Consider the following 26652-nt stretch of genomic DNA (forward strand, 5'->3'; position numbering starts at 1 on the left):
GCATTTCCCGTAATTTGGATTGGTATATGTGACCACAATCAATAAATAGGTAAGGTGATAACGTAATAGGTAATTTCAAGCGCCACGTTATCGCTCTGGCCTCCCGTGGAATAGCTGCACCGTTATCTCTCCCGATAGCGGTGCATTTTTTTATCTTCAGCTCGCAGATTTACCCACTAAAGTAAACTAATCATGACAGTACGCCGTAGGGGATTACAAAACCCTCTACTTTCTCTGTGTTTGTCGCTGTGTCCCTTGGTTATACTCAAGAGGTTAATTAACTAGGCAAGCAAGGATTGGACATGAGCACAACGGTTACCCGCAGAGGCGTTCCGGTTGAAGTCGCCGGGCATTTTCCCGCTAAAGGCGAACAGGCCAAGCCTTTTACGCTGGTGGATAAAGATCTGAATGATGTCACGCTGGCCAGCTTTGGTGCGCAGCGTAAAATCTTAAATATTTTTCCAAGCATTGATACTGCCGTGTGTGCCACGTCGGTACGTAAGTTCAATGCTGAGGCATCTGGCTTGAATAACACGGTCGTGTTGTGCATTTCAGCGGACTTGCCGTTTGCGCAAGCGCGCTTTTGTGGCGCAGAAGGGCTAGCAAATGTCATCACGTTATCAACCCTGCGCTCCGCATCCTTCATGCAAGATTACGGGGTAGCCTTTGCCACCGGTTCAATGGGCGGATTGGCGGCGCGCGCTGTGATTGTGCTGGATGAAAACAATCACGTACTACACAGTGAATTGGTTGCTGAGGTGGCTAATGAGCCCGATTATGCCGCGGCATTGGCAGTACTGAAGTAACTAAAACTCGATTTTTGCACGTTAAAGTAAGCCCGCTGGTCACAGTGGGCTTTTTTTATGGCCAATTTGGCATGCGGTGGTTAGCTACTCTGGAATGCAAGGCAAAAAAAAGCCAGATACGGATCTGGCGAGGGAAATTCAACACACAGGAGAAATGAATGCAGTGAAATACTAAAAAGACAGAGGACTAACTCTACCTTTACGTTAGCGAGATCTCGGGCATGGATCACGTATGAAAGCGTATCAGTATGGTTTAATCCGTAACGAAATTACTTTTGTTCACCACTACCTAAATAATAATCAGGAAATAATATCCATGAGTAATTACCGAGTGTGATTATTTTCAGTCAGTGAACTCGTATGATTGAGCGTTATTTCGAAGTGATGCTGCAAGTATCAATCATATATTCTGATACAAATCATATTCATTATTATCACAAAATTGAACATTCATGTGTTTACCCGCTTTTATGTTCTCCATACAATCATAGGCATTGAATGCGATTTAGGTAGGGGATAACCATGAAAAGAACAACCATTTTGATTGTTTCTCTGCTTATCACCCTCGCCATGGCATTATTGATTTTGGGCAATTTCCATGCGCAATCATTAGAGGAAGCAATAAGATTAGCGGAAAGTGATTTTTTATGGATGGTCTTTTTTGTTCGTTTATATTGGGGAGCAAACTTACTTTTCTCTCGCGTCATTGCATTGCTGACAGTCACCAGTTCGTGTGGGCTATTTTTTATGGTCGTCACTTTTTTGTTGAATATGAGTTTCCCCAAAAAAATTGATGGAGTAACTCGCTGAGAGTGAAAAAATAATATAGGAACACTTCACTTTCTGGCCATACTCAATAAGTTGCCTATGCGGATTTTAAATTGCTCAGGCAACCATCTGGATAGAGATATATTGGGTTATAGTTGCGACATTTTGGTTCATCCTGCGCTTCAATTCGTGATATTTACCGCACAACCATAATCCCCCCATGAAACACGACTAATAGAACTTATATTATCGACGGGTAGCATATGAATTCAGCACCACGTATGGCATTGGCTGCGCGTGGGGTTGCTGCACCAGTACCATTACCCTCGGTGCTGGTGCTTTTTTATGTTTTTCCATCTAATGATCTTTTTTGATTTATTCCCTGTGTTAGGGCTATTGCTCTTTTCCCCCATCATCTAAGCCCTCTTCCATGAGAGTGATGCTATTCGCGTTTTTGCGCTGACAATTTTCTGATGCCGCATCCTGATGTAAGAAAGATGTAAGAAAGATGTAAGGGGACAGGGGTGTTGTGAGCATGCCACATTATTGGCAAGGAAAGCATAAGCGGTTAAATAGGGGAGAGGGGCGCGGCTGTGGGGATAACTTATTTGGAGCTCTGAGCGAGGGGGTTTCCTCTTTATGTCCAAGTTTCAGTATTGCCTTTAATTCAAAAAGAAAAACCAGCCGTATAGGCTGGTTTTAAGGGAATTTTTGGTCGGCATGACTGGATTCGAACCAGCGACCCCTGACACCCCATGACAGTGCGCTACCGGGCTGCGCTACATGCCGACTGAATGCTATCCTACTGATTTAATGGATAAATGCAAGTCGGCAAATTAAAAAAGCCACAAAGCTGCCAGCCGGCTCACAGAACCGGACTACGCGGCTGATGTCAGCATCAATATGCGCGCCGGTCTGTGGGTAGGTCATCATGTACTGATGACCTATAACCGCTTAGTCAGTGATAAATCGCCGCACTTCTTTCAATGCTTGCAGCAATACCGCCAGCCGTGGTTTGTCTTCCGGCAATGGCTTGTAATTGTTGTCATAGGCATTGAACTGGCCACGGTTATCCAGTTGCATCTGCTGATCTGGGCTGATGATCACCAACTGGTTTGCGTCACCGGCCAAGATCCAGTTATTTTTGCGCTCAGGCGTAAACAGGTTTTCACCCTGTGAGTAGTCTGAGGTTGGATTGGTCACGTGCAGCAAATCTTGCATCAACGTGGTGGAGACATCCAGATTGCTGGTTAGCTTTTGTACCGTGGCGGCAGGTTTACCTGGCCAGTGGATGACCAACGGCACATGCAGCTCATACGGACTGAAACTTTGGTTATAACCCCAACGATTATGGCCGGTCTCGTTAAACTCCATGCCGTGATCCGAGGTGATAATCACAATGGTATTTTGCAACAGGTTATCTTGCTGCAATGTGGTAAATACCTTCTGCAATTGCTCATCCACACTGGTGACGGCTTTGGCGTACTTGACTTCTAGCTCAGTGGCACTGGTGGCTTGAATGGCATCTTCGTTGTTGTTTTCCAGTCCACGGCTGCGCTGGCTGATGGCTTTATCGAAGGCGGCCGGCACACTGTAATTGACGTAAGCAAACCACGGCTCTTTACGATCCGGTTGGGTGACCCACTGTTGCCAGCGCTGTGTTACGGCAGCATCACTTTTCACCAGATTTTTCGGATGGTTTTTCGGTAGATAAAAACCATTGAACAGCGAGCGTCGATAGAGCGGGGCTGCGAAGCCATTGGCAGAGAACAGACCCATTTGGTAGTCCTGCTTTTGCAGCAAATCGATCATCTCTGAGGATTTTTGAATCGAGAGAATGCCATCCAAATAGGTTGGCGTAATACCATAAAACAGCCCGAACAAGCCGCTATTGGCATTATTGCCGTTGCTAAAGTTATTGGTAAAGCGCTGTGCGCCGTCTGCAAACTGATTAAGCGCTGGCATCTCTTGCGGATTGAGGGCGTCAGCACGCAGGCCGTTGACCACAATCATCAAGACATTATAACGAGGTGCGCCCGCCGGAATTTGATAGTTCACATCTTCACGCGGATAGTGAACGGTTGAGGCATCTGGGCTGCCAAATTGACTACGTTGCTGGGCGTATTCAGCCTGATCCAAGAAACCATAACGCTCCAAAAAGCGCTTAGCGGTCATTGGATAATACAGCGGCAGGTTGGCCTTTTGCATGGTGATTGGGCGATACAAAGTCGCATCGGCCCAGCTGTACACCAGATGTGCGGTAATAAAGCAGGCGATAAAGAGCACCGCAAAATAGCGGTCGAAGGTACGACGGCTCAGGCTGCGTAGCTTGTTCCAGCTCCAGTTGGCGAACAGTAGCTCAATCAAGAAGATAAGTGGAACGGCCACAAACAGCAGCTGCCAATTGCGCGAAAGCTCGCCGTCATCAGGATTGACGAGGATTTCCCACACCACTGGACTTAGGTGCAAGTGGAATTGGCTGAAAACTTCGGTATCAACCAATAATAAGGTAAGACCGCTGGTCGCCAGAATGACGGCAACCAGCCGTAAGATCCGTTGCGACATCACCACAAAGGTGAGCGGGAACAGAATTAGCAGGTAAGCGGCAAAGCCTAAAAAACCAAAATGCCCGATCCAGCTGACAAAGGCATAGACCCGTCCGAATAGTGTCGGTGGCCAGTCGGCGGCCAGAAAATAGCGGCTACCAATCGCCAGTGACGCCAATATGTTAAATAAGGCAAACCAGTGTCCCCAGGTAATCATCTGGGACACTTTTTCTCGGTACTGCGGGCCGGTCTTGAACATCAGGCTTCTGCCACCCCTGTCATTTATTGCAGTTTCTCTTCTTTAACAGAAGAAAGCAGTGCATCGGCAAAAGAGCGTGCAATCACTTTACGCTGTGCCGGAGCAATGCTGGAGTTAATCACGTTAGTGACCATATTACCTAAAACCATCAGCGACAGGTCAACCGGAACCTGATGACGCTCGAGAGTTTCAATCATTTCATTCAGAATTTGTTCGACTTTTTCGTCGCTGTAACGAGATTTTTGTGGCATTAAACTGTGCTCATAACGGTGTTTTAGTGGAATATGATACCTAAAGCGCCTGCCGATTTCTGCTTTTTTGTGCACTGACCTGTTGATTGCTTTTCGGTTGCGCTGCGAGAGGCAGGGTGATTCAATATCCCCTTATTCAAAACCCTCACAAAAGCTTGGCTTTTGATGAATCAACGCGCATGCGGAGAAACGGCAACATGACCCTTAAAGTTAACCATATCGTACTGCACCAACTGGTCAAACAAGATGAATCAACGCTGCAAATGATCTTGCGTGATTCCTTACTGACCGTCAGTGACGCCACTGAGCAGATGATGGAGGAACTGCACCGGGTATATTCCGCTAAGGCCGGGAAGGCGTATGGCCTGTTTGATACTGAAAGCCAGTTTGCCGAAAAGCTACGGGCGCTGGTTCAGCAGCAAACTGATTTTCTCTCTTTTTCCCGTGAGGCGACCACGCAGCTGCGTGATGAGTTGGCCAAATATCCGTTTGCTGAAAGCGGTGTGGTGGTGATGTGCCAATATCGCTATCTGGCGTCAGAATACCTGTTCATTGCCCAACTGAACAGTTGCGTCAGTATGCGCGTTAACGAAGCGCTGGATGTGAGCACGACGCAGTATTTGGACATCAATCATCTGGATGTGGCGGCGCGCATTGATCTGACCGAGTGGCAGAGCAACCCAGAATCGCAACGCTATCTGACTTTCGTCAAAGGCCGAGTAGGGCGTAAAGTGTCCGATTTCTTTATGGATTTTCTTGGCGCGGCAGAAGGGCTAGATACCAAGGCGCAAAACCGTGGCTTGCTGCAAGCGGTGGATGATTATTGCGCCGAAGCGCAGTTGGATAAAAACGAGCGTCAGGAATACCGCCAGAAGGTTTACAGCTATTGTAATGAGCAGTTGCAAGCGGGCGAAGAGATTGCGCTGAAAGAGCTGTCTAACGAGTTGCCAGAAGTGGGGGAGCAAAACTTTTATCAGTTTGCCGAGCAACAAGACTACGCACTGGAAGAAACCTTCCCGGCCGATCGCAGCACACTGCGTCAACTGACCAAATTTACCGGCAGTGGTGGTGGCATTACGCTGAGTTTTGATGCCTTACTGATGGGGGAGCGAATTTTTTGGGATCCAGCCACAGATACCCTGACTATCAAAGGCACGCCACCGAATCTGCGTGATCAGCTGCAGCGCCGTGGTGGCTCTTCTTCTTGAGCGACAAATGATAGATAACAAAAAACGCCGCAATTGCGGCGTTTTTTTCATCGGTCGAAGCGCGAAAAAAATTAAGCGCGAACGAAGTCGATGTGAGTTACTTTTGGCTTGAACGCGTGACGCTGCATAGCCTGAACTTTAACTTTTACTTCTTCGCCAGCGATAACCAGAGTCAGTTCGCTGTTGTAGAAAGCGTCATTCTTTTGCACGTTGATGATAGCGTCGTGGTCCAGAACGATAGATACTGCTGGCTTGTTGCCACCGTAAACGATAGCAGGGATTTTGTTAGCAGTACGCAGGCGGCGGCTCGCACCCTTACCCTGCTCTTTGTCAGAACGAACTTCAGCGTTGAAAGTGAACATTATTGTTTCTCACTTAAGGTTAGTTAAAGGCTTAACGCAGGCGACCCAGCATTAAACCCGAGTAAAACGAGGGCGGATTTTACCGAAATTATACCCTGACCGCAAATTGAATCTGTCAGTTAGCGCCTTGTTCTGGCAGCGTTGTGGCGCTGACGCAACATGAGAGCTGACATTTTGCCCAGAAACAGCCTAAAAACGATCCTTATTGATCCTTGCGTATGATCTTGAGGATCGTCTTGTGTTTAACCGCGCAGCTCATGAGCTTTGCGAAAGCGTCCTTGGTAGTCGAAGATTTTGTCGCGGATCTTCAGGTATTTTCCCTGCTGTCGCGCGACAACAAAGTCGGGATGCCGCAGCAAGTCTTGTTGCTTTAAGATATCGTCGGCATTTTGCCACGCCAACGGCACGCCTGGCGCGCGCTGATGTTGACGCAGGAAGTGCAGGGTAAACACGTGCCGCTGTGCGCTGGTGCTCAGATAGAAGCGTTCTTTGACATCTGCGCCGTCTTCATCGAAATAGGTGATATCCAGCCATTCGCCTTTACTGTCTTGGCCACTTGCTAGGTGCATGCCTCCGCAGCGCAGTACCAGCGCATCGCGCAGGTTCAAGGCGGCTTTTAACATATCGTCTGGGTCAACCAATACCTGATCGCATTGCTGACAGCGGCGCGCGGCAATGTCGTTTTCGGCGCCGCAGTGCGGGCAGCTTTTAAAGCGAAAACGGTAGTCGCACTGTTCGCGAGCGCCATCATCGTCTTCAAACCAGCCCTGACAGCGGCGACCAAAGTGCTCAATGACCTGACCGGCGCTGTCTGTTTTGCCCCAAAATTGGTTGGCAAAACCACAGGCAGGGCAAAAAACCTGTACCGGCTGGCTGTCGGAGGCCGGTTTGTGGCTTCCCACTTCGGGGGTGTACAGGTCGTGCGGGTTGCCGGCGTAGTCCAAAATGAGGCAATCAGCTTTATCGGGAGCGAGGCGCAGACCGCGACCGACGATTTGTTGGTACAAACTTACCGATTCGGTCGGGCGCAAAATGGCAATCAGATCCACATGTGGTGCATCAAAGCCGGTAGTCAGTACTGACACGTTTACTAGATAGCGCAACGTTTGCGCTTTAAACGCCTGAATCAGCTGATCGCGATCGATGCTCGGCGTATCGCCGGTGATCAACGCCGCTTTACCGGTAGGTAGCAGGCCGTAGATCTCTTTGGCATGCTCCACGGTGGCGGCAAAAATCATTACCCCGCGTCGCTCGGCAGCATATTCCACCACCTGCGCAATGATATGTGGGGTGATCCGCTTTTGCTGACGCAGACTGTCATTGAGTTCGCGTTCGGAAAATAAGCCGTTTTGGTTCGGTTGCAGCTTACTAAAATCGTATTGCACAACCGGCATATCGAGGCGATGCGGCGGCGTCAGGTAATGGTTCTTAATCATGTAGCGCAGCGGCAGTTCGTAAATACAATCGCGAAACAAGCATTCGGCGCTGCTATCGGCGCGGGTCATGCCGTGGTAGTGGTAGCGGTAAATCCACCCTTTGCCCAGTCGATAGGGGGTGGCAGTGAGGCCGAGGATCCGCAGCTGAGGCTGATGGCGGCGTAAGTGGTCGATCACTTGCCGATATTGTGAGTCTTCACTATCACCTACGCGGTGGCATTCATCAATGATCAGCAGGGAAAAGGCATCATTGAAGGCTTCTAAGTTGCGAGCGACCGATTGTACGCTGCCGAATACCACCTTGCCATCACTCTGTTTGGCATTCAGTCCGGCGGCAAACAAATCGGCATCCAATCCATAGGCGCAATATTTGGCGTGGTTTTGCTCCACCAACTCTTTCACGTGAGCCAGTACTAACACCCGTCCACGCGCTTTACGAGCCAGCTCCGCAATCACTAGACTTTTTCCGGCACCGGTGGGCAGCACAATCACCGCAGGCGCGTCGTGGTGGCGAAAGTGGGTAATCACAGCCTGTACGGCTTCGGTCTGATAGGGGCGGAGAGTAAAAGCCATGGAGTCGGTAGCCAAATCTCATCAATAACGCAGACTGGCAGTATACCAGCGGTATCGGCGATTCGGTATGGCATGGCCTGGTTTTTTATCCAGTGGCGATCGGTAGTGACCAGTAGCGGCCAGTCGTGAATAGGGCGGCTCCGGTGTAGCGTGGCTCAATTACGTTTGCGAGTGATTACTCCAGCATCAGAACAATGAAGGGCAATGAAAAGAAATCAGCAGGGATCAGAAATGCAAAGCACATCGCGGGGGATATATTGATTTGAACGGCGCGACAGTTTTAACGGGTTAATACTGTCACGCGGTTCGATTAGAGGCTTGGGTTGCTATGAGAACCCAAATCGTCGTCTTTTAGTGACGGCAAATTTTGTCTTCCGACGTGCAAAAACCGTCGCCGGCAGGAATGAATTTCCCTTTGCGCTCTAAAAACTCGACCAGCTCTGCCGCTGTCATGTTTTCTGCCGAGCAGGTATGAAAACGGGTTTCGGCACCGAATTTTTGTTCAATGGCCGCAATCAACGAGGCTTTGGTAAACGGGGTGCTGGCTTGCAGCATCATGTGCATGACTTCATGACCGTGAACTGATGCGCTCATGGGGATCTCCGTTGCAGTAATGGGATAGGTTCAAGATAAGTGGTTATCCTAGCATAAAAGATGCATTAATTATCTATGTTATTGAGTACGGATTTCGCAGAAGGCTAGGTTTTCGAAAATTAGGATCCAGAAAGCCTGCTTGTAGAAAGCTAGGATGCAGCAAATGAGGCGGTAAAAAGAGAAAATGCCGTCGTCGCAAGCGCGCGTTGACGGCACAGAGATTGAACACACAAAAACTGTGGTAACCGGATCTAGATGAGTTTGGCCGCCGACGTGGATGCCGTAGTGGTGGACTGCTGCAGTAACTGCGGCAGGTTATCTTTACCAATTAAGTGCAGCGCACCGACCACCACCATATAACGACCTGGCGGCATGTCTTTAAGTTTATCGGCCCATTTCTGATTACGCTCTGCCAGCAGTGGGCTGTGCAGGCCATCGGCTAAGTCAGGCACATTGTCCAAGCTCGGAACGGTTTTATCGGTACTGACCCACAACGATTCCACTTGCTTCAAGGTGACCGCGGTGTTGTCCCATTCCTCTAAGGTTTCGACCAGCAGCGGCATCCCATCATCTTCCAGCGTTTCCAGTATATTCATCTGGGTCTGGGAGCCTTCCAGTTCAATGATAGGCAGCGCGCGTTGGCGTGCGTGCTGCAGAATTTGGTAATCGACACCGTATTCGGCGCTCATCCCCAGTTTTTGTGCTTGCATGGCTTGCAAGGTGAGCGCCGCTTGCCATGGATGCAAACTGTTCAGTAACGGCACAGAAAGCCCCGTTTCATGGGCATATTTTTCCAGTAGCGCAAACTGCTCGGTATTCAGACGGGCAGACAGCGGTTGAGTTGGTGGCGCGATTGGCGCCAGTGGTTCAGAGGCCGTAATATCGGCTTCGACAATCAGGGCATCGACCTGATCCAGACGTTCGAGCAGCGAGGCCGGCAGTGTTGCCAAGCGATCGCTAGCCATATGGATGCTGCCGACCAGCTCCAGATCAACATCATCCATGCGGACATCCACCGCGGGATAAGCTTGTGCCAGCGGAGAGATTAATCCCAGCCACAGGGCGAGCCTGCTAAAAAGTTTTTTCATAACCTGCTCCGTAACGACAGACAGCGCGTACCGTCGGCTTAGCGGCAGTGAGAGATGCAGAGTGTCGCCAGTGGTGACCGGTGAGTGGGCTCGGGCACTGAACGTGTCTTTCATCTTTCACTCCCATTCTCTTACTACTAAGAGTAAGTATTTATAGTGGGTACCTATAGTAAGAAAATGGGGCCGGCAGAAAGTTCCTGCAAGCCCCGTAATGAAAATTGTTTCTCTTTACTGCGATTTTACTGTGATACCGCAGTGTTATCGGCGGTGATGGCGTAGCACGCTATCCACATCAGGCACCGTTGTGGCGGCTAAACGCGGTTCGATTGCCTGTCGCATCAAAGGTCACGACCGTGTACGGATCGCGGCGATCGCCTTGCTCCATACCTGGGCTACCCACCGGCATCCCCGGGGTGCTGATGCCGCTAATCGCCGGTTTTTCTTTGAGCAGGCGCGCAACATCTGAGGCTGGGACATGCCCCTCAATCGCGTAATCGCCCACAATGGCGGTGTGGCAAGACATCAGCTCTGGGGTAATGTGGTGTTTTTGTTTCAGCTGATACAGGGCGTTGTCATCCAACATCACCGTAGTGACTTCATAGCCTGCCTGTTGCATGTGCTTGGCCCATTCTGAGCAGCAGCCGCAAGACGGCGATTTGTACATGGTGATGCCGGTGGTCGCGGCGAAGCCGGAAGCGGAGACTAGCCCCAGTGCCGCGGCAAATAACGCTCGTTTCATCATGACTCCTTTAAGTAATGGTTCCTGTGTTACGGTTTACTGGTCACCGACGTTTGACTTGAGATCAGCCTCTGCCGGTGAATTTTCGGGGGTAAAGCGCAATAACCGGTTAGCGTTAGAAACCACGGTGATCGATGACAGTGCCATCGCACCACCGGCGACAATCGGATTAAGCAATACACCCAAGAACGGATACAAAATCCCTGCGGCAATCGGAATACCCAGGCTGTTGTAGACAAACGCACCAAACAGGTTTTGTTTCATATTGCGCATCACTGCGCGTGACAGCTCCATGGCATCGGCAACACCGTGCAAACTATGACGCATCAAGGTCATGGCCGCGGTTTCGATAGCCACATCACTCCCGCCACCCATGGCAATCCCAACATCCGCTTGAGCAAGCGCTGGGGCATCGTTGATGCCATCGCCAATCATGGCGACCACGTGGCCTTGCTGTTGCAGCTCAGTGATGGCGGCCGCTTTACCGTCAGGCAGTACGCCAGCAATTACCTGATCGATCCCTGCTTCTTTGGCGATAGCATTGGCAGTGATAGGGTTATCACCGGTCAGCATCACCAAACGGAAACCGTCGTGGTGCAGGCGTTGCAAGGCGCTGATACTGTCGGCCCGCAGCGGATCGCGAATTTCCAGCAGGGCAATCAGCTGTTGCTCACGCGCCAGCAGAACCGGCGTGACACCACGGGACGCTGCTTGTTCTAGCTGTGCTTGAACGGCGCTGGTATCAATGCCGTTTTGCATCATCAGTGCCATGTTACCGAGTAGCAGTCGCTGCCCATCGGCGCGCGCTTCCACGCCAAGGCCGCGCAGGGTGCGAAACTCGGTCACAGCAGGCAGGGTTAAGCCTTGCGCTTTTTGCAGTACCGCCAGCGCCAGCGGGTGACTGGAGCCTTGCTCTAATGCGCCAGCCCATTGCAGCACCTGCTGCTCATCGGCATCGGCCAGACAGGTAACGGCAGTGACTTGTGGACGCCCTTCGGTCAAGGTGCCGGTTTTGTCGAACACCAAGGTATTGACCTTGCTGGCTTGTTGCAGCGCATCGGCATCGCGGATCAGCACGCCGAATTCAGCGGCGCGACCAACACCAGAGATAATCGACATCGGGGTCGCCAGACCCAGCGCACACGGGCAAGCAATGATCAGCACGGTGGTGGCGACAGACAGCGCATAGGCGATTTGCGGCTGCGGCCCCACGAAATACCAAATCAAGCCACTGACGATCGCAATCGCGACCACCACGGGAACGAATACCGCCGAGATTCGATCGGCAATGCGACCTATTTCCGGCTTACTGCTCTGGGCATTACGCACCAGATGGATAATGCGCGACAGGGTGGTCTGGCTACCGACCGCTTTAGCGGTAAACAGCAGGCTGCCGTCTTGCACCAGCGTGCCGGCATGTACGGTATCGCCATGCTGTTTTTGCTGCGGGATTGGCTCGCCGGTCAGCATGGCTTCATCCAACCAAGCTTCGCCGCTGCTGACTTCCCCGTCGACCGGAACCCGATCGCCCGTAGTCAGACGCAGTACCATCCCTGTTTGAACCTCGGCCAGCGGCATGACTTGCTCGCTGCCATCGGCGTGTACCACGCGGGCGGTAGGCGGCGTCAGATCCAGCAAACGTTCCAGCGCGGCAGAAGAGCGTGAGCGCGCTTTTTGCTCCAGCGCATGCCCGACGTTAATCAGACCGATGATCATGGTGCTGGCTTCGAAATAGAGATGCCGCGCTTCAGGCGGGAACCATTGTGGCCATAAGGTCACCACCATCGAGTACAGCCATGCCACACCGGTGCCGAGCGCCACTAAGGTATCCATCGTCGCCGAGCCATTTTTCAATGCGCGCCATGCGCTGACATAAAAATGGCGACCGGTAAGGATCATCACCAGCAGCGTCAAGCTACCCAGCCAGGTCCACAGGGTCTGGTTATCGGCGGTGATCATCATGTTGTCGCCGATCATGCCCCAGATCATCAGCGGGACACCGGTTCCCAACGCGACGATGGATTGCCAGGTTAAGCGTTTGAGGTTCGCGGCGGCGGCCTTTTGCTGTTTCTCGCGGCGCAGCGCTTCGTCTACCACCACTTCGGCTTGATAGCCGGCATCTGACACGGCCTGTACCAGCGCCTGTGGCTGTGGATGGCCCATCACTAACGCAGTTCGCTCGGCCAGATTCACCCGTGCTTGCTGTACACCCGGTACCGCCTGCAGGGCGTTTTGTACTTTGGTGACACAGCTGGCACAACTGAGCCCGGTGAGCATCAATTGGATGGCATCGTCATCGGCGGCGTGATTAACGCTCGCCGCGGTGGGGGCGGCGGCACTCTTCGGTTCAACCTGCGCCTCGGTTGGTGCAGGTATAGTAGACTGCGTGGCGGCTGAAGGCTCAGCGACAGGGCATGCCTGCATCGCCTCAGCCACCTCTTGAGTCACCGGAGCGCGCACAGTTTCTACGCCCTCCGGATCAGGCTTTTTTACTGTGCTCTCCGCTGTCGCATCGGCCAGTTGGGCGTGATAACCCGCCGCTTCGACCGCAGCAATCAGTGCCGCGCTATCGGCAGTGCCGTCGACTTCGGCGCGGGTTTTACTCACGCGTGCATCGGAGACGCCGCTGACTGCCAGTAACGCAGTGCGCGTTGCGTGTTCGCAGCTTTCGCACGCCAGTCCGCTGAGTGCCAATACCGTAACGGGCGCGCTGGTTTGTGCGGTTTCAGTGTTAGTGGCAGATTCAGCTACCTGTGCTTGATAACCGGCCGCGGTGACGGCGGCAATCAGCGCATCGGCTGACGCGCTACCGAAAATTCGTGCGGAAGTTTTATCGACTTCGGCGCTGACGACACCGCTGACCGCTTCCAGCGCGGCTTGAGTTTTGGCCACGCAGCTGCCGCAGGCTAGGCCATTTAAAGACAAGATCAGATCGGGTTTGTTCGCAGTCATCGCTTGATACCCCAGTGCGTTAATTTGTTGGATGAGTTCGTCCACGGGGGCGTCACCGATCACCTTGGCATACTGCGGGGTGGCGGTCACGTCGGTTACATTTGACAGCGTCAACAGGGTGTTTTTCACTTTGTTGGCGCAACCCATGCACTTTAAGCCCTCAAGGGCTAGCAAAACGGTCGTTGGCATGTGATGCATTCCTTTTTCTGGTTACGCAATTGAATTACTGTAGAGTTACGATAAAGGTTACAGCAAGGGGAAGGTCAAGCAGATCTTTCAAGCGTTAATTTAGGTAAATAAGCATGAATATCAGCGACGTGGCAAAACAGACCGGATTGACGGCAAAAACTCTGCGTTTTTATGAAGATAAAGGGCTGGTGATGCCGATGCGGCAAGACAACGGCTATCGCTTTTATAACGCTAAACATGTCGAGGAGCTGACGTTATTGCGTCAAGCGCGTCAGGTCGGCTTTACGCTGGAAGAGTGTGCCGAGCTGCTGGCGCTGTTTCGCAATCCGGCGCGGCACAGTGCCGATGTGAAAGCCAAGACCGAGCAGAAGATTGCCCAACTGGAACAGCAAATTGCCGATTTGCAGCAGATGCGCACGACCTTGCATGCGCTGGTGGATGCGTGTCCGGGTAATGAAGAGGCCGATTGCCCCATTATCTCCGGATTAAGTGGCGCTTGCCATGCCGCCGCCCCGCATGTCGAGACGGCCTGCAAAAAAGCGCATCCAGCTAAATAACACCCTACATAACATCACCGTTTCGAGCCGGTTTCGGGCATTTTCATTGTCAGTGGGAATGGATGGTAAACCGCAGGCATTAAAAAACCTCCCGCGGGAGGTTTTTTGTTGGTGTCTGTTTTGCGCGTTCTGTCTCAATGTCGACAGAGATTAAGTCACTTAACCGGCTTTGTGGGCAACCACAGACTCTTTTTTCTGGATATTGTTGTTGCCAGCATCGTTATTCTGCGCAGTGCCACGTGGCAGGTAGTTCCACAGATAACGAACCGCGACATAACCGATGATGATACTGGCCACAATCAGTTCAAGGTTAGCCAGTTGATGCACTTGGTTGACATAGTATGGGTTAATGTTCCAGTGACGCATCAGGTTAGTCAGTTTAAACAGCGCGGTTGCACCAATGGCCATCGGGAAGGTGAAGGCCGCATAACCTGGGCTAAATGGCAGACGCAGCAGATGGAAGAATGCCAAGTAAATCAGGAATGTCATCAGTACCGCGATACCAAACAGCAGCGCCACAATCACCGGAGACGGATTTGACATCACGGTCAGGTAACCGGCCAGAGACAGACTTGCTGGTGCGGCCATGATAGCGATGGTTGGCTTAGAGCCATCCGGCACGTTGTGAGTAAAGATAAAGCGATACAGCATCATTGGCAGCATCACGGCGTAGCACAGCATACCGAAGTTTTGCAGATACTGGGCCACTTCACGCAGTACTGGGTTGTTCGGTACAGATACCGCCGCCACGATGATCCCAATTGGCGGTACGAACCAGCTTGGTACCATGTGATGCAAGGAAAAATCACGAGCACGATGCACGGTAAACACAGCTAAGAAGATCAGGTGCAATACCACCGCGCCAATCCACAGCGCAGCACCGATAGACGGTGAGTAGTGATCGACAGTCGCCGAAACCACCATGGTGCCCATCGCAAAGGTTGGCGCCACGCTACCCACTACTGGGTGAGCCAGATCATCCAGCAACAGTTGTGGATGCAGAATAAATTTAATAGCGACGACGCTAAGCAGCGCACCGCCAATGATGGCGCCGATTAATTGTGCGTTTCCGTGGAAAGATCCAAAGTTTTCCCAACACCAAAAAATACTTGCAATACCCAGAGCCAATCCCGCCATGGGGGTAGGAACTTTACCAATCTTTCTATGCACTGACTTAATCATGGGTGCCTCAAACAGTCTTATTTCAATGTCAGCTATCATAACTATTTTTGTTAAGTCATAATATTTGAATAAATTAAATACATCGTTCAGAAAGGTTGAATGTATGAGTCTGACCCTCAAACAACTCAGGGTATTCAGCGCAATCGCGTTGCACGGAAACATGACGCAGGCCTCAGAAATGTTGTTCCTGACCAAACCAGCCCTGAGCATGGCGCTGCAAGAGCTGGAAAAGCAGCTAGGACAGCGTCTGTTTGACCGCGTCAACAATCGCCTGCATCTGAACAGCCAAGGACGTCGTTTGTTGCCGATGGCCGATGAGCTGCTGCAGCGCGCGCACCAGATAGAGCAAACCTTTCAGCAAGACACCGAACTCAGTGGCAGCCTGCATATCGGCGCTAGCAACACCATCGGCAATTACATGTTGCCGCAAATGTTGGGGGCGTTTATCGAACAGCATCCAGAATGTACGCCGCACATCACTATCGATAACACCCATGATTTGGCCGGTAAGCTCACCAGCTTTGAGTTGGATATGATCTTGGTGGAAGGCAATCTGCACGATCCGCAGCTGATTTTGCATGACTGGCAACAAGATGAGATGTGGCTGGTGGCGTCACCGCAGCATCCATTAGCGCAGCGTTATCTGGCGACCGGCACCTTGACGCTACTGGATTTTGAAGATCAGTACTGGATTGTGCGTGAACAAGGCTCAGGTTCACGTGAGCACTTCAATACCGCAATTGCGCCGCATCTAGATGCGTGGCATTTACGCTTGGAGCTCAATCAAAGCGAAGCGATTTTGGGGGCCTGCCGCGCTGGATTGGGTATCGGCTATATGCCAGCGGTTGCGGTGGAGACTGATTTGAAATTAGGGACGTTGTGCCGTTTGCCTCTGCCATTGCCGACCCGCCGTCAGCTGCGCACCGCAATCCACAAGGAAAAATACTTGTCGCCTTTGCTGCGTTGCTTCCACGAGTTTTGCATGGCGTGGCCGCATACCGTCGCTGAATCGGCGGAATTGGCGTCGCCTCAAGGCTAATCTTGCCGCTCAGTGCGTTGCCGACCGGTATTGGTAGGCTATCAACAAAAACACCGCCAGTTGGCGGTGTTTTACTCTCGGTTTAATACCGCAGTTTAATACAGCAGCGAATACAGCTGACGACGGTACTGGCTAGCCAGCGGATCGCCATTGCCCAGCGCCGCGATAATGTCGGTCAGGGTTTTACGGGCACCGCCATTGGCAGCGCCCAAATCACGACGCAGGAATCCCATCAGCAGCGACAGCGCTTCTTCGTTACGCCCCACTTGATGCCACTGCAGCGCCAGTTTCACCGCCAGTTCGGCATTGTCCGGTTCTTGCTGCATGGCCTGTTGCAGTTGCTGAATTTCCGGTGTATCGGCGGCTTGACGCGCCAGCTCGATTTGCGCGGTCAGACCTTGCCAACGGCTATCGCGATCTTGCAGTGGGATCTGATTGAGCAGCCCTTCGGCATCATCCATTTTATTCAGCACGATATAGGTTTCTGCCAGCAGCAGCGCAATGTCACTGGCATTGCCAGAGAGCTCCAGCGCCTCTTTCAGCACTGGTACCGCTTCTTGATGCTTGCCTTCACCCAACAGTTGGATGGCTTGCTCCAGTTTCAGCTCATCTTGCTGCGGTAGGATTTGCAGCAGTTTTTCGCGAATTTCGCTTTCTGGGATCGCGCCTTGGAAACCGTCTACCGGCTCGCCATTTTTGAACATATACACGGTAGGCAAACTGCGAATACCAAACTGGCTGGCGACGGCCGGTTGCTGATCGCAATCGACTTTGGCCAGAATAAACTGCCCTTGGTACTCATGTGCTAGCTTTTCCAGAATGGGCATCAAACTCTTGCAGTGTGAACACCACTCCGCCCAGAAATCAAACACGACCGGTGTGTGCTGCGCGCGCTCTAAAATGTCGCGCAGGTTGGCATCGGTAACGTCAATAATATAGTTGTTTTCCATGATAAGCCTCGGTCTAGGGTCCGGCGGATATGCTCCTGATATGGGGATGTGCGCCGGTAAGTTCAAGGGGCGTCCTAATCTCCGCGTGCCAGTAGCGCATCTAACCAACGTACCGGCAGCGCACGGCGTAAGAAGCTGAACACTGTAGTCGGTGTCGTCAGCGGATAGCGTGCTTTCGGGCGTGGGCTTTCCAGCGCATGACGCACCAGCGGTACCACCGATTCAGCGGGTAGGGTAAAGCGATTGCTGATGCCAGCTTTAGACAGCCGCGCAATCTGCTGCTGATATGCCGCCTGATGGACGCTGTCATTCAGTGCAATATTGCGCTCAAACGCGGCCAGCGCGTTAGGGCGAAATCGCGTTGCCACAGGGCCGGGCTCAATCAAACTGACATGAATGCCACTGCCGCGCAGCTCAAGGCGTAAGGTGTCGGTCAGCCCTTCGAGGGCAAATTTGCTGGCGTTGTACGCGCCGCGATACTTCATCGCCACCAACCCCAGAATCGAGCTATTTTGGATGATGCGGCCATAACCTTGGCGACGCATGACCGGCAACAGGGCACAGGTCAGCTCATGCCAGCCGAACAGGTTGGTTTCAAATTGCTCACGCAGGGCCGCGCGCGGTAAATCTTCCACTGCGCCGGGCTGGCCATACGCGCCGTTGTTAAACAGGGCATACAGGGTGCCGCCGGTGTGCGCCAGCGTGTCAGCCACGGCGCGCGCGATGCTGTCGCTGTCACGCAAATCCAGTTGGACGCAAAACAGCCCTTCCCCTTGCAAGCGGGCAACATCCGCCGGATCGCGACAGCTGGCAATCACGTTATAACCGGCGCGGTGCAAGGCCACCGCCGTTTCATAGCCCATCCCCGATGAGCAACCGGTGATCAGTATGGAGTGGTTATCGATGGGGGCCGAGGATGGCGTATCAGTGCTGTGCATAACGGTTTTCTGTCCATGAAAAAATCGGCGCCCGTGCAAAGACGGGCGGGGTAACGCGGGTGGTTAATCGGATTAATTGGGCTGCGCTTTGAGTAAACTGGCCAATGCCTCGTGTAAATCGGTATAGCGAAAATGGAAACCGGCTTTATTCAGGCGCGTCGGCAGCGCTTTTTGGCCGGTTAACACGAGGCTGGCCGATTCGCCCATGGTCATCTCTAATGCCATCGCCGGTACTTTCATAAAATGTGGTTTATCCAGCACCTCGGCCAGCGCGGCACTGAAATCATAGTTACGCGCAGGATAAGGGGCTGTCATGTTAAATGGTCCTTGCAGCGTCGGGTTTTCTAACAAAAAGACAATCGCAGCGACCATATCATCGATGTGGATCCACGGCATATATTGTAATCCGCTACCCAGTGGCCCGCCGAGGCCTAACCGATAGGCCGGCAGCATTTTGGCTAACGCTCCGCCTTGGGTTGATAGCACAATGCCGGTGCGCATCAGGCACACCCGCGTTTGTGGGCTTTGCGCTTGCAGCGCTAATGCCTCCCAACGTGCGCACAATGCGTGAGTAAACTCCTCGTGCGGCGGATCATCTTCCTCGACGCACACTTCCCCCTGACGGCCATAAAAACCGACTGCTGAGCCAGATAAAAAGGTGTGCGGCGGCGTCTCGCTCGCGTTAATCAGCTGACTGAGTTTTTCGGTTAAATCCCAACGGCTGTGACAGAGCAGTTGTTTGCGCTCCTCGGTCCAGCGCTTGTCGGCAATCGGCTCACCGGCCAAATTGATGACCGCATCAATACCATCAAGTGACGTTCGATCACCGAGCGAATTCCAGAACACCATGTTGCTGCCTAATACCGATCGGGCACGATCGGTGTCACGGGTCAGAATGGTCAGTTGATGATGCTCTTTAAGAACCCGAGTTAGGGCTCGGCCAATCAGGCCGGTAGCGCCGGTGATCAGAATGTTCATGGTAAAGCGCCTCCGGGAGTTATTCCTTACGGTAGCTCAGGGTCAAGGATACAGAATCGGCATAGCGCAGAGCGTGTGGCTTATCCACTTCCGCGCTGGCAAACGTGACCCACTCATGGCCGCTGGCGATGTCCAGAATGTCTTTGGTCAGGCGCTCGAGCAGCAAGAAACGGTTATTCTCTACGTGCGCAATAATGGCTTTGGTAATGGTGCGATAGTTCAGTGCGTCGGCCACGTTATCGCTCAAGCTGGCTTGCGATGCGGGATAGTGAATCTCCACATTGATCACCACATCCTGCGTGTTTTTCATCTCTTCTTCATTAAAGCCGATGTAAGTGCGCAGGCGCAGGTTCTTGATACGGATCACCGCATCGGTAGATTTCTCAGACAGGGATTGTTCTTGCGTTGGTTTTCCTTGCATAGCGTCGTTTTCCTATTTTTTTATCGTACTGGTTTTACTCTTTACCGAGCTTATTATTGTATTTTCCGGCCATTATCTATGGCTTGAACTAGGGTGCAAAGACGCCCGTTTCAGGTTGGGTCAGTGTAAAAAAGTACGCTTTTTATGTTAATGCGCTTCTTGAACAGTATGGCAGAATATGGCGATGAATTAGGTTACATACTGATCAAAAAGCAATTTACCTTCTTTTGCTGGCCGCAGCACCTGTTGCGTCTTGAGCATGTTGTACCACAGCTGATTTGGCAACGTGCTATATCATGTGCGGTTTTATGACGTGAAAGAGGGAATTTTAACCGTAACGCGCTGAAGAGAAGGATGTTATGTCAGAGGGTAATAACCGCGAGGCGGGAGTTCGCTGTACGGTATGGTTGGCGGCGCTGGTGGTGATTTTAGCCGGCGTGAAAATTGCCTCAGAGATTGTGGTGCCATTTTTACTGGCGCTCTTTATCGCCATTGTATGTCATCCGGTGGTGGATTTGATGGTGCGCCGCCGTGTGCCGCGCATTGTGGCGATTTTGCTGGTCCTCAGCGTAGTGGTGTTTGCATTGCTGCTACTGGGTGGCTTGTTGGGGGCATCGATTAATGATTTCACCCGCACCATCCCACAGTATAAGGATCAGATCACGCAGCAGGTGTACCACGTACTGGCGCTGGCCGAGAAGCTGAATATCACTATCTCGTCTGAGCAAATCCACCAGATGTTTGACCCGAGCGTGATTGTGAAAACGGTCAGTCGGATTGTCTCTAGCTTTTCCGGCATCATGGCTAATGTCTTTTTGCTGCTGTTGACCGTGGTGTTCATGTTGTTTGAAGCGCCAGCGGCCAAAGGCAAAATTCATCTAGCACTGGACGATCCCGAGATGGGGCTCAAGCATGTGGATCGGGTGCTGGACAGCGTTAACCGCTATCTGGCGATCAAAACCTGGGTGAGTTTGTTAACCGGGGTGCTGGCGTGGGGGCTGCTTTCTGGCTTAGACGTGCGTTATGCCGTGCTGTGGGGCACCTTGGCCTTCTTGCTTAACTACATTCCGAATATTGGATCGGTGATTGCGGCAATCCCACCGGTGTTACAAGCCTTGTTGCTCAATGGCGTGCCGGAAGCCTCTGGCGTGGCGCTGGGTTATGTGGTGATCAATTTGCTGTGTGGCAATGTGCTCGAGCCGCGTTATATGGGCCGTGGTTTGGGGCTGTCGACGTTGGTGGTTTTCTTATCATTGATTTTCTGGGGCTGGTTATTGGGCTCGGTAGGCATGTTGCTCTCGGTACCTCTAACCATGGCGGTGAAAGTAGCGCTGGAAGCCAGCCCCGCCCATCGTAAGCTGGCTATCTTGCTTGGCGATGGCCGCGAGGTAGAAAACTCCTGCAACGGATTATCGATACAGCCGCCATCCCATCCCGAGTGATGATTCGTTTCACATTAGGCTTACGCGATTCAGCGAACAAATCCGGCGAATAGTTTCGCCGGCTTTGTTTTAATGCTTGTCAGCGCGGGGGCTTAGGAGGAAACTTGCCTCATCGAAACAGCTGACATCAACTTCAGCTGTTTAAAAACAACAACGTAAAGAAAGATGAAGCAAGTGACAGGGGAATACCCAGCGTGTAAATCCTGTGCGGTAATCGCTTTATGTTGTGCGGCGTAAGCCACTAAATTTACACGTGATGTAAATAAAAAAGTCTGAAAGACACCTTAAAAAAATAAGTAACATTGCTCTGCCCTACAAACATGCAGTTCTGAGAATAAAGGTGCAAAGACACCATAACCGGAAAGCTTGTTACGTGGCGTTATTGATGTTGAAGATTGATAGTTAACTGTTGATATTCAAGATGAATAGGTCATGAAGCAGCACCTGCATGATGCCATCTTAGTGATGACAAGAGCGCTACGAACGTAAAAGTATAAGTAGCAAATAGATGTTGCGAAGATAAGAAATGCGATAAAAAGATAAGCCTCTGAAAAGATAGACCTCTGGTAGATATTCTTCCAGAACTATAATAATAACAGCGATCCTCCCCCTGAGTTGAGTCTGATAACGTGAAGCCCTACATGGCAACCGCAAGGTTGCCATTTTTTTTACCTGATTTTTACCTAAACGTCGCAGCAATAAAAAAGCTCCCCGTAGGGAGCTTAGTTGAGAGTAGCAAAGCCGGTCAGAATGACGACTCGCTATGTCTATGACTGAGTCTTACTTCGCTTTCGCCGCTTTCTCAGCTTTCGCTTTTACTGGCGCTTCAACTTGAGCGGTTTGCTCAACGTATGGACGACCGTAGTAAGAATCCAGCAGAACTTGCTTCAGTTCGCTGATCAGTGGGTAGCGAGGGTTCGCACCAGTACACTGGTCATCGAAGGCTTCAACTGCCAGCGCATCCACTTTAGCCAGGAAGTCAGCTTCGTTAACACCGGCATCGCGGATAGAAGCAGGGATACCCAGCTCAGCTTTCAGGCTATCCAACCAGTGCAGCAGTTTCTCAATCTTAGCGGCAGTGCGGTCACCGGCAGCAGTCAGACCCAAGTGGTCAGCCACTTCTGCGTAACGACGACGTGCTTGCGGACGGTCGTACTGAGAGAACGCAGTTTGCTTGGTTGGGTTGTCGTTCGCGTTGTAGCGAATGACGTTGCTGATCAGCAGGGCGTTCGCCAAGCCGTGTGGAATGTGGAACTCAGCACCCAGCTTGTGCGCCATGGAGTGACACACACCCAGGAAGGCGTTCGCAAACGCGATACCGGCGATGGTGGCAGCGTTGTGCACTTTCTCACGAGCAACTGGATCTTGCGCACCCAGTTTGTAGCTTGCTGGCAGGTATTCTTTCAGCAGCTTCAGCGCTTGCAGTGCTTGGCCGTCAGAGTATTCGTTCGCCAGAACGGACACGTAAGCTTCCATGGCGTGAGTTACGGCATCAACACCACCGAACGCACACAGAGACTTAGGCATGTTCATCACCAAGTTGGCATCAACAATCGCCATGTTTGGTGTCAGCTCGTAGTCAGCCAGTGGGTATTTCACGCCAGTACGGTCATCAGTTACTACCGCAAATGGAGTCACTTCAGAGCCAGTACCGGAAGTGGTAGTGATACATACCAGTTCAGCTTTCACGCCCATTTTCGGGAACTTGTAGATACGCTTACGGATATCCATGAAGCGCATTGCCAGTTCTTCGAAGTGAGTGTTTGGATGCTCGTACATCACCCACATGATCTTCGCGGCATCCATTGGTGAACCACCGCCCAGCGCAACGATAACGTCAGGCTTAAAGGAGTTCGCCATTTCAGCGCCTTTGCGTACAACAGACAGCGTTGGGTCAGCTTCTACTTCGTAGAACACTTCCACTTCCATCTTCAGGCCTTTCAGCAGACGAACAACTTCGTCAGCGTAGCCGTTGTTGAACAGGAAGCGGTCAGTCACGACCATTGCACGTTTTTTACCTTCCAGATCACCCAGTGCGATTGGCAGTGAGCCACGACGGAAGTAGATAGATTTTGGAAGTTTGTGCCACAGCATATTTTCTGCCCGTTTTGCGACTGTCTTCTTGTTGATCAGGTGCTTAGGACCCACGTTTTCAGAGATGGAGTTACCACCCCATGAACCGCAACCCAGAGTCAGAGACGGTGCCATCGCGAAGTTGTACAGGTCACCGATACCACCTTGAGTGGTTGGGGTGTTGATCAGGATACGGGCAGTTTTCATCTGCTCGCCGAAGTACTTCACGCGGTCTGCGTTGCGGTCTTGGTCAGTGTACAAACCAGAGGTGTGGCCGATACCGCCCAAGTTAACCATCTGGCAAGCCATCTGCACGGCTTCTTCGAAGTCTTTAGCGCGGAACATACCCAGCAGCGGAGACAGTTTTTCGTGCGCGAATTCTTCTTCTTCGCAGATTTTCACGCCTTCACCGATCAAGATCTTAGTATCTGCTGGCACGGTAACACCGGCCATTTCAGCGATCTTAACTGCTGGCTGACCCACGATCTTCGCGTTCAGCGCACCGTTGATCAGGATAACTTTACGTACTTTGTCGGCGTCTTCTTTTGACAGCACATGGCCTTTGTGAGAGGCGAAACGCTCTTTCACTTGGTCATATACAGAGTCAACTACGATCACGGCTTGCTCGGAAGCACACACAACGCCGTTATCGAAGGTTTTAGACATCAGCACGGAAGCCACTGCACGCTTAACATCGGCAGTTTCATCGATAACAACAGGTACGTTACCAGCACCTACACCGATAGCAGGCTTACCAGAAGAGTAGGCCGCTTTCACCATGCCTGGGCCACCGGTGGCCAGGATCAGGTTGATGTCGTCGTGACGCATCAGCGCGTTAGACAGTTCAACAGATGGCTCATCAATCCAGCCGATGATGTCTTTTGGCGCGCCAGCAGCAATGGCGGCGTCTAATACCAGCTTAGCGGCGGTGTTTGTGGAGTTCTTCGCACGTGGGTGCGGAGAGAAGATGATGGCGTTACGGGTTTTCAAGGAGATCAGGGATTTGAAGATCGCCGTAGACGTTGGGTTAGTGGTTGGTACGATACCGCAGATGATGCCCACTGGCTCAGCGATGGTGATGGTACCGAACTCGTCGTCTTCGCTCAGAATACCGCAGGTTTTTTCGTCCTTGTACTTGTTGTAGATGTACTCGGATGCAAAGTGGTTCTTGATAACTTTATCTTCGATGATGCCCATGCCGGACTCTTCTACCGCCATTTGCGCCAGAGGAATACGAGCATTGTTCGCTGCCAGAGCAGCAGCGCGGAAGATGGTATCAACTTGTTCTTGAGAAAAGTTCGCAAACTCTTGTTGCGCCTTTTTCACACGTGCGACCAGCGCATCCAGTTCAGCAAGGTTAGTAACAGCCATGTTTATCTCCTGAATAAAGTGAAAACTTTTTATTAAGCGGTCGGTTGTGGTGCATCAATCCATTACACATCCATCACATTGCAGCGGTGTATCAGGCAACCCTTTTGCAGCAATGTTTCAGTATATGCGGGCTTGATAAATTTACATGGCTCTTGCCGTATCACACCCGTGAGGTAACGCGCTTAGTAAACTGTTTTCGGTCAGTAGAGCGAGGTTTACGTTATCGGATCAGGTTTACCTGATGGAGTGCTATGCGCTGTTTTAGCTTGCTGCTGCGCTGCAAAAACAGAATGTGATCAACACCGGATAACTGTAATTTAGTTTCGCCACACTGACCGTGTTCTTCCGTAAACTTACGACATTAGCATACGCATTTATTTGTCAGACTTGTGTGACTAAATTCACAAATTTCATCAGCTGACTCCTTTCAGCTTGGTCGTTTGATGCTCAAATGTGCACTGTGTGTTGTGGATTATGTAAACATACAGTATCAAAAATGCTATCGTTATGCATGGTGTTGGTGCGCAATAAAACACCATAACCGAAGGAAAACTAAGAGAATAAGACTACTTACACAGCATAGACTCAGTGATGTAATTTTATTAAATTAGAGCCGGAAGAATATCTTCTACAGGTATTAGCTGAGCAATTCCTTATTCCGTCTGTCTGCTTACTGGAGTTAAGCGTGGCCCATTTATTTGATGTTGCTATTTTTACTAAGTTTTTCATTGGGTTATTCGCTTTGGTAAACCCAGTCGGGATCTTGCCGGCGTTTATCAGCCTGACCAGTCACCAAAGTGAGGTGCTGCGTAATAAAACCAACCTGACGGCAACGGTGTCAGTGGCGGTGATTTTGTGGGTGGCGTTGTTTCTGGGGCAGGGGATCTTGCAGATCTTCGGTATTTCCTTGGAATCGTTCCGTATTGCCGGTGGTTTTCTGGTGATCACCATCGCGATGTCGATGATCAGCGGTAAGCTGGGTGAAGATAAGCAGAACAACCAGGAAAAATCAGAGTCAGCGCTGCGCGATAACGTGGGCGTTGTGCCGTTGGCGCTGCCATTGATGGCCGGTCCGGGTGCGATCAGCTCCACCATTGTATGGGGTACGCGCTATAACCAGTGGTACAACATGCTGGGTCTGAGTGTGGCGATCGCGCTGTTTGCCCTGATGTGTTGGGCGATTTTCCGCGCCGCGCCGTATATTGTCCGTCTGCTGGGGCAGACCGGTATTAACGTCATCACCCGTATTATGGGCTTGATGCTGATGGCGCTTGGGATTGAATTTATTGTGACCGGTATTCGCGCCTTGTTCCCAGGGCTAGCGTAATTGCGAGCGTACGTCTTTGAGTTGCGATTCCTTGCGCCTCCTCGCTTAAGTTCTATAGCCTAGCGGGTAGCATAAATAAAACGGCAGTGAAGTCTTTCACTGCCGTTTTTGTATCTGGGGTACCAAACGCGGGAGCGTGGTGGTTGAGCGTGCGCTGGTTTAGTCTGTAGGTCTGTGTTGTTGTTTTGTTTCTTGCTTCTTACATCGCGCTTTTTGTCCTTCTGCGTTATTTGGCTTGGCTTTTGCGCTGAACCGGCGATTTTCCCTCTTTTTTCTGCTGTATGCGGCTAATGCCTAAACCGGATTTGGGCCTGATCAACGTTGGCGTTTTTTTCTGCGTTCAGACTAAATTTTGTCTTATCGGTAATCGGCTATTGTGCTCCGGTTAAATAGCTGATATGAGTGTTATATGCGCGATTGATGTAATATTGTTCTGATAATTGGTTATAAAATAGACGCAAGGTCTGGCCAGACCTGCAGGATATTTCACTAACCAATTGATTAGTAAACTGTTCGCATAATTCACGGTGCTAATGTGTTTCTGGTGTGTAAAATATCGGTTACATATGTAGATAAAAGCTACCGCACAGAAAAGGTTATTTT

21 protein-coding genes and 1 tRNA gene are annotated in these 26652 nt (G+C 51.4%); 7 read left to right on the forward strand and 15 right to left on the reverse strand.

The window, feature by feature from the left end:
* The first annotated feature begins 302 nt into the window (after positions 1-302).
* Together tpx and NCTC9997_RS05095 are read left to right on the forward strand one after the other, a co-directional pair.
* Positions 303-806, forward strand: coding sequence for a thiol peroxidase (gene tpx, locus NCTC9997_RS05090; protein ID WP_064977485.1), 504 nt, complete (start codon positions 303-305; stop codon positions 804-806).
* A 522-nt stretch (positions 807-1328) separates the two neighbouring features.
* The gene (locus tag NCTC9997_RS05095) at positions 1329-1616 is read left to right on the forward strand and encodes a hypothetical protein (RefSeq protein WP_064977486.1); all 288 of its coding nucleotides are present in this window, start codon (positions 1329-1331) and stop codon (positions 1614-1616) included.
* Positions 1617-2286: 670 nt separating this feature from the next.
* Here the strand turns inward: NCTC9997_RS05095 and NCTC9997_RS05100 are convergent.
* From NCTC9997_RS05100 to NCTC9997_RS05110, 3 genes are all read right to left on the reverse strand, one after another.
* Positions 2287-2363 (reverse strand) — tRNA-Pro (locus NCTC9997_RS05100).
* Positions 2364-2528: 165 nt separating this feature from the next.
* Positions 2529-4379, reverse strand: a complete 1851-nt coding sequence (locus NCTC9997_RS05105) for a DUF3413 domain-containing protein (protein WP_064977487.1) — start codon at positions 4377-4379, stop codon at positions 2529-2531.
* Between the two features lie 23 nt (positions 4380-4402).
* Positions 4403-4630: a YejL family protein gene (locus NCTC9997_RS05110; protein ID WP_010862016.1), complete on the reverse strand. Its 228-nt coding sequence runs from the start codon at positions 4628-4630 to the stop codon at positions 4403-4405.
* A gap of 197 nt (positions 4631-4827) precedes the next feature.
* Between NCTC9997_RS05110 and yejK the strand changes: the two genes are divergently transcribed.
* Positions 4828-5838 (forward strand): nucleoid-associated protein YejK, encoded by a 1011-nt coding sequence (gene yejK, locus NCTC9997_RS05115; RefSeq protein WP_064977488.1) that lies wholly within the window; start codon positions 4828-4830, stop codon positions 5836-5838.
* 71 nt (positions 5839-5909) lie between these two features.
* Here yejK and rplY read toward each other — a convergent pair whose 3' ends face one another.
* From rplY to copA, 6 genes are all read right to left on the reverse strand, one after another.
* Positions 5910-6200: a 50S ribosomal protein L25 gene (gene rplY / locus NCTC9997_RS05120; protein WP_010862014.1), complete on the reverse strand. Its 291-nt coding sequence runs from the start codon at positions 6198-6200 to the stop codon at positions 5910-5912.
* 242 nt (positions 6201-6442) lie between these two features.
* Positions 6443-8209 (reverse strand): DEAD/DEAH box helicase, encoded by a 1767-nt coding sequence (locus NCTC9997_RS05125; RefSeq protein WP_064977489.1) that lies wholly within the window; start codon positions 8207-8209, stop codon positions 6443-6445.
* Between the two features lie 351 nt (positions 8210-8560).
* Positions 8561-8803, reverse strand: coding sequence for a YecH family metal-binding protein (locus NCTC9997_RS05130; protein ID WP_010862012.1), 243 nt, complete (start codon positions 8801-8803; stop codon positions 8561-8563).
* A 251-nt stretch (positions 8804-9054) separates the two neighbouring features.
* Positions 9055-9891: a TraB/GumN family protein gene (locus NCTC9997_RS05135; RefSeq protein WP_010862011.1), complete on the reverse strand. Its 837-nt coding sequence runs from the start codon at positions 9889-9891 to the stop codon at positions 9055-9057.
* Between the two features lie 292 nt (positions 9892-10183).
* On the reverse strand, positions 10184-10630 hold the full coding sequence (locus tag NCTC9997_RS05140) for a DUF411 domain-containing protein (RefSeq protein WP_064977490.1): 447 nt from the start codon (positions 10628-10630) through the stop codon (positions 10184-10186).
* 36 nt (positions 10631-10666) lie between these two features.
* Positions 10667-13771, reverse strand: a complete 3105-nt coding sequence (gene copA, locus NCTC9997_RS05145) for a copper-exporting P-type ATPase CopA (protein ID WP_064977491.1) — start codon at positions 13769-13771, stop codon at positions 10667-10669.
* A gap of 113 nt (positions 13772-13884) precedes the next feature.
* Here copA and cueR point away from each other — a divergent pair, with 113 nt between their 5' ends.
* Positions 13885-14328, forward strand: a complete 444-nt coding sequence (gene cueR, locus NCTC9997_RS05150) for a Cu(I)-responsive transcriptional regulator (protein ID WP_064977492.1) — start codon at positions 13885-13887, stop codon at positions 14326-14328.
* A gap of 159 nt (positions 14329-14487) precedes the next feature.
* Here cueR and NCTC9997_RS05155 read toward each other — a convergent pair whose 3' ends face one another.
* Positions 14488-15498, reverse strand: a complete 1011-nt coding sequence (locus NCTC9997_RS05155; protein WP_461480327.1) for a TDT family transporter — start codon at positions 15496-15498, stop codon at positions 14488-14490.
* A gap of 115 nt (positions 15499-15613) precedes the next feature.
* Here NCTC9997_RS05155 and NCTC9997_RS05160 point away from each other — a divergent pair, with 115 nt between their 5' ends.
* Entirely contained in the window at positions 15614-16549 is a 936-nt protein-coding gene (locus NCTC9997_RS05160) for a LysR substrate-binding domain-containing protein (RefSeq protein WP_064977494.1), read from the forward strand.
* A 95-nt stretch (positions 16550-16644) separates the two neighbouring features.
* Here the strand turns inward: NCTC9997_RS05160 and NCTC9997_RS05165 are convergent, their stop codons facing one another.
* From NCTC9997_RS05165 to folX, 4 genes are all read right to left on the reverse strand, one after another.
* Complete coding sequence (locus tag NCTC9997_RS05165) at positions 16645-17499, reverse strand: thioredoxin family protein (protein WP_064977495.1); 855 nt, start codon at positions 17497-17499, stop codon at positions 16645-16647.
* A gap of 74 nt (positions 17500-17573) precedes the next feature.
* Positions 17574-18437, reverse strand: coding sequence for an SDR family oxidoreductase (locus tag NCTC9997_RS05170; RefSeq protein WP_064977496.1), 864 nt, complete (start codon positions 18435-18437; stop codon positions 17574-17576).
* A 72-nt stretch (positions 18438-18509) separates the two neighbouring features.
* Positions 18510-19415: a TIGR01777 family oxidoreductase gene (locus tag NCTC9997_RS05175; RefSeq protein ID WP_064977497.1), complete on the reverse strand. Its 906-nt coding sequence runs from the start codon at positions 19413-19415 to the stop codon at positions 18510-18512.
* A 19-nt stretch (positions 19416-19434) separates the two neighbouring features.
* Positions 19435-19836: a dihydroneopterin triphosphate 2'-epimerase gene (folX, locus tag NCTC9997_RS05180; RefSeq protein WP_064977498.1), complete on the reverse strand. Its 402-nt coding sequence runs from the start codon at positions 19834-19836 to the stop codon at positions 19435-19437.
* A 359-nt stretch (positions 19837-20195) separates the two neighbouring features.
* Here folX and NCTC9997_RS05185 point away from each other — a divergent pair, with 359 nt between their 5' ends.
* Positions 20196-21278 (forward strand): AI-2E family transporter, encoded by a 1083-nt coding sequence (locus NCTC9997_RS05185; protein ID WP_010862001.1) that lies wholly within the window; start codon positions 20196-20198, stop codon positions 21276-21278.
* A 780-nt stretch (positions 21279-22058) separates the two neighbouring features.
* Here the strand turns inward: NCTC9997_RS05185 and adhE are convergent.
* Positions 22059-24722 (reverse strand): bifunctional acetaldehyde-CoA/alcohol dehydrogenase, encoded by a 2664-nt coding sequence (adhE, locus tag NCTC9997_RS05190; protein WP_064977499.1) that lies wholly within the window; start codon positions 24720-24722, stop codon positions 22059-22061.
* Positions 24723-25395: 673 nt separating this feature from the next.
* On the opposite strand from adhE, the gene NCTC9997_RS05195 reads away from it, so the two are divergent.
* The gene (locus NCTC9997_RS05195; RefSeq protein WP_255698542.1) at positions 25396-26049 is read left to right on the forward strand and encodes a YchE family NAAT transporter; all 654 of its coding nucleotides are present in this window, start codon (positions 25396-25398) and stop codon (positions 26047-26049) included.
* The last annotated feature ends 603 nt before the right edge of the window (positions 26050-26652 follow it).

The sequence above is a fragment of the Plesiomonas shigelloides genome (assembly GCF_900087055.1).
GTDB classification, from domain to species: Bacteria; Pseudomonadota; Gammaproteobacteria; order Enterobacterales; family CAMTGL01; genus Plesiomonas; species Plesiomonas shigelloides.

What these genes read in the sequence shown, in the direction of transcription:
- tpx (WP_064977485.1), top strand. Translation starts at nt 303, where the DNA reads ATGAGCACAACGGTTACCCGCAGAGGCGTTCCGGTTGAAGTCGCCGGG.
- NCTC9997_RS05095 (WP_064977486.1), top strand. Translation starts at nt 1,329, where the DNA reads ATGAAAAGAACAACCATTTTGATTGTTTCTCTGCTTATCACCCTCGCC.
- NCTC9997_RS05105 (WP_064977487.1), bottom strand. Translation starts at nt 4,379, where the DNA reads ATGTTCAAGACCGGCCCGCAGTACCGAGAAAAAGTGTCCCAGATGATT.
- NCTC9997_RS05110 (WP_010862016.1), bottom strand. Translation starts at nt 4,630, where the DNA reads ATGCCACAAAAATCTCGTTACAGCGACGAAAAAGTCGAACAAATTCTG.
- yejK (WP_064977488.1), top strand. Translation starts at nt 4,828, where the DNA reads ATGACCCTTAAAGTTAACCATATCGTACTGCACCAACTGGTCAAACAA.
- rplY (WP_010862014.1), bottom strand. Translation starts at nt 6,200, where the DNA reads ATGTTCACTTTCAACGCTGAAGTTCGTTCTGACAAAGAGCAGGGTAAG.
- NCTC9997_RS05125 (WP_064977489.1), bottom strand. Translation starts at nt 8,209, where the DNA reads ATGGCTTTTACTCTCCGCCCCTATCAGACCGAAGCCGTACAGGCTGTG.
- NCTC9997_RS05130 (WP_010862012.1), bottom strand. Translation starts at nt 8,803, where the DNA reads ATGAGCGCATCAGTTCACGGTCATGAAGTCATGCACATGATGCTGCAA.
- NCTC9997_RS05135 (WP_010862011.1), bottom strand. Translation starts at nt 9,891, where the DNA reads ATGAAAAAACTTTTTAGCAGGCTCGCCCTGTGGCTGGGATTAATCTCT.
- NCTC9997_RS05140 (WP_064977490.1), bottom strand. Translation starts at nt 10,630, where the DNA reads ATGAAACGAGCGTTATTTGCCGCGGCACTGGGGCTAGTCTCCGCTTCC.
- copA (WP_064977491.1), bottom strand. Translation starts at nt 13,771, where the DNA reads ATGCCAACGACCGTTTTGCTAGCCCTTGAGGGCTTAAAGTGCATGGGT.
- cueR (WP_064977492.1), top strand. Translation starts at nt 13,885, where the DNA reads ATGAATATCAGCGACGTGGCAAAACAGACCGGATTGACGGCAAAAACT.
- NCTC9997_RS05160 (WP_064977494.1), top strand. Translation starts at nt 15,614, where the DNA reads ATGAGTCTGACCCTCAAACAACTCAGGGTATTCAGCGCAATCGCGTTG.
- NCTC9997_RS05165 (WP_064977495.1), bottom strand. Translation starts at nt 17,499, where the DNA reads ATGGAAAACAACTATATTATTGACGTTACCGATGCCAACCTGCGCGAC.
- NCTC9997_RS05170 (WP_064977496.1), bottom strand. Translation starts at nt 18,437, where the DNA reads ATGCACAGCACTGATACGCCATCCTCGGCCCCCATCGATAACCACTCC.
- NCTC9997_RS05175 (WP_064977497.1), bottom strand. Translation starts at nt 19,415, where the DNA reads ATGAACATTCTGATCACCGGCGCTACCGGCCTGATTGGCCGAGCCCTA.
- folX (WP_064977498.1), bottom strand. Translation starts at nt 19,836, where the DNA reads ATGCAAGGAAAACCAACGCAAGAACAATCCCTGTCTGAGAAATCTACC.
- NCTC9997_RS05185 (WP_010862001.1), top strand. Translation starts at nt 20,196, where the DNA reads ATGTCAGAGGGTAATAACCGCGAGGCGGGAGTTCGCTGTACGGTATGG.
- adhE (WP_064977499.1), bottom strand. Translation starts at nt 24,722, where the DNA reads ATGGCTGTTACTAACCTTGCTGAACTGGATGCGCTGGTCGCACGTGTG.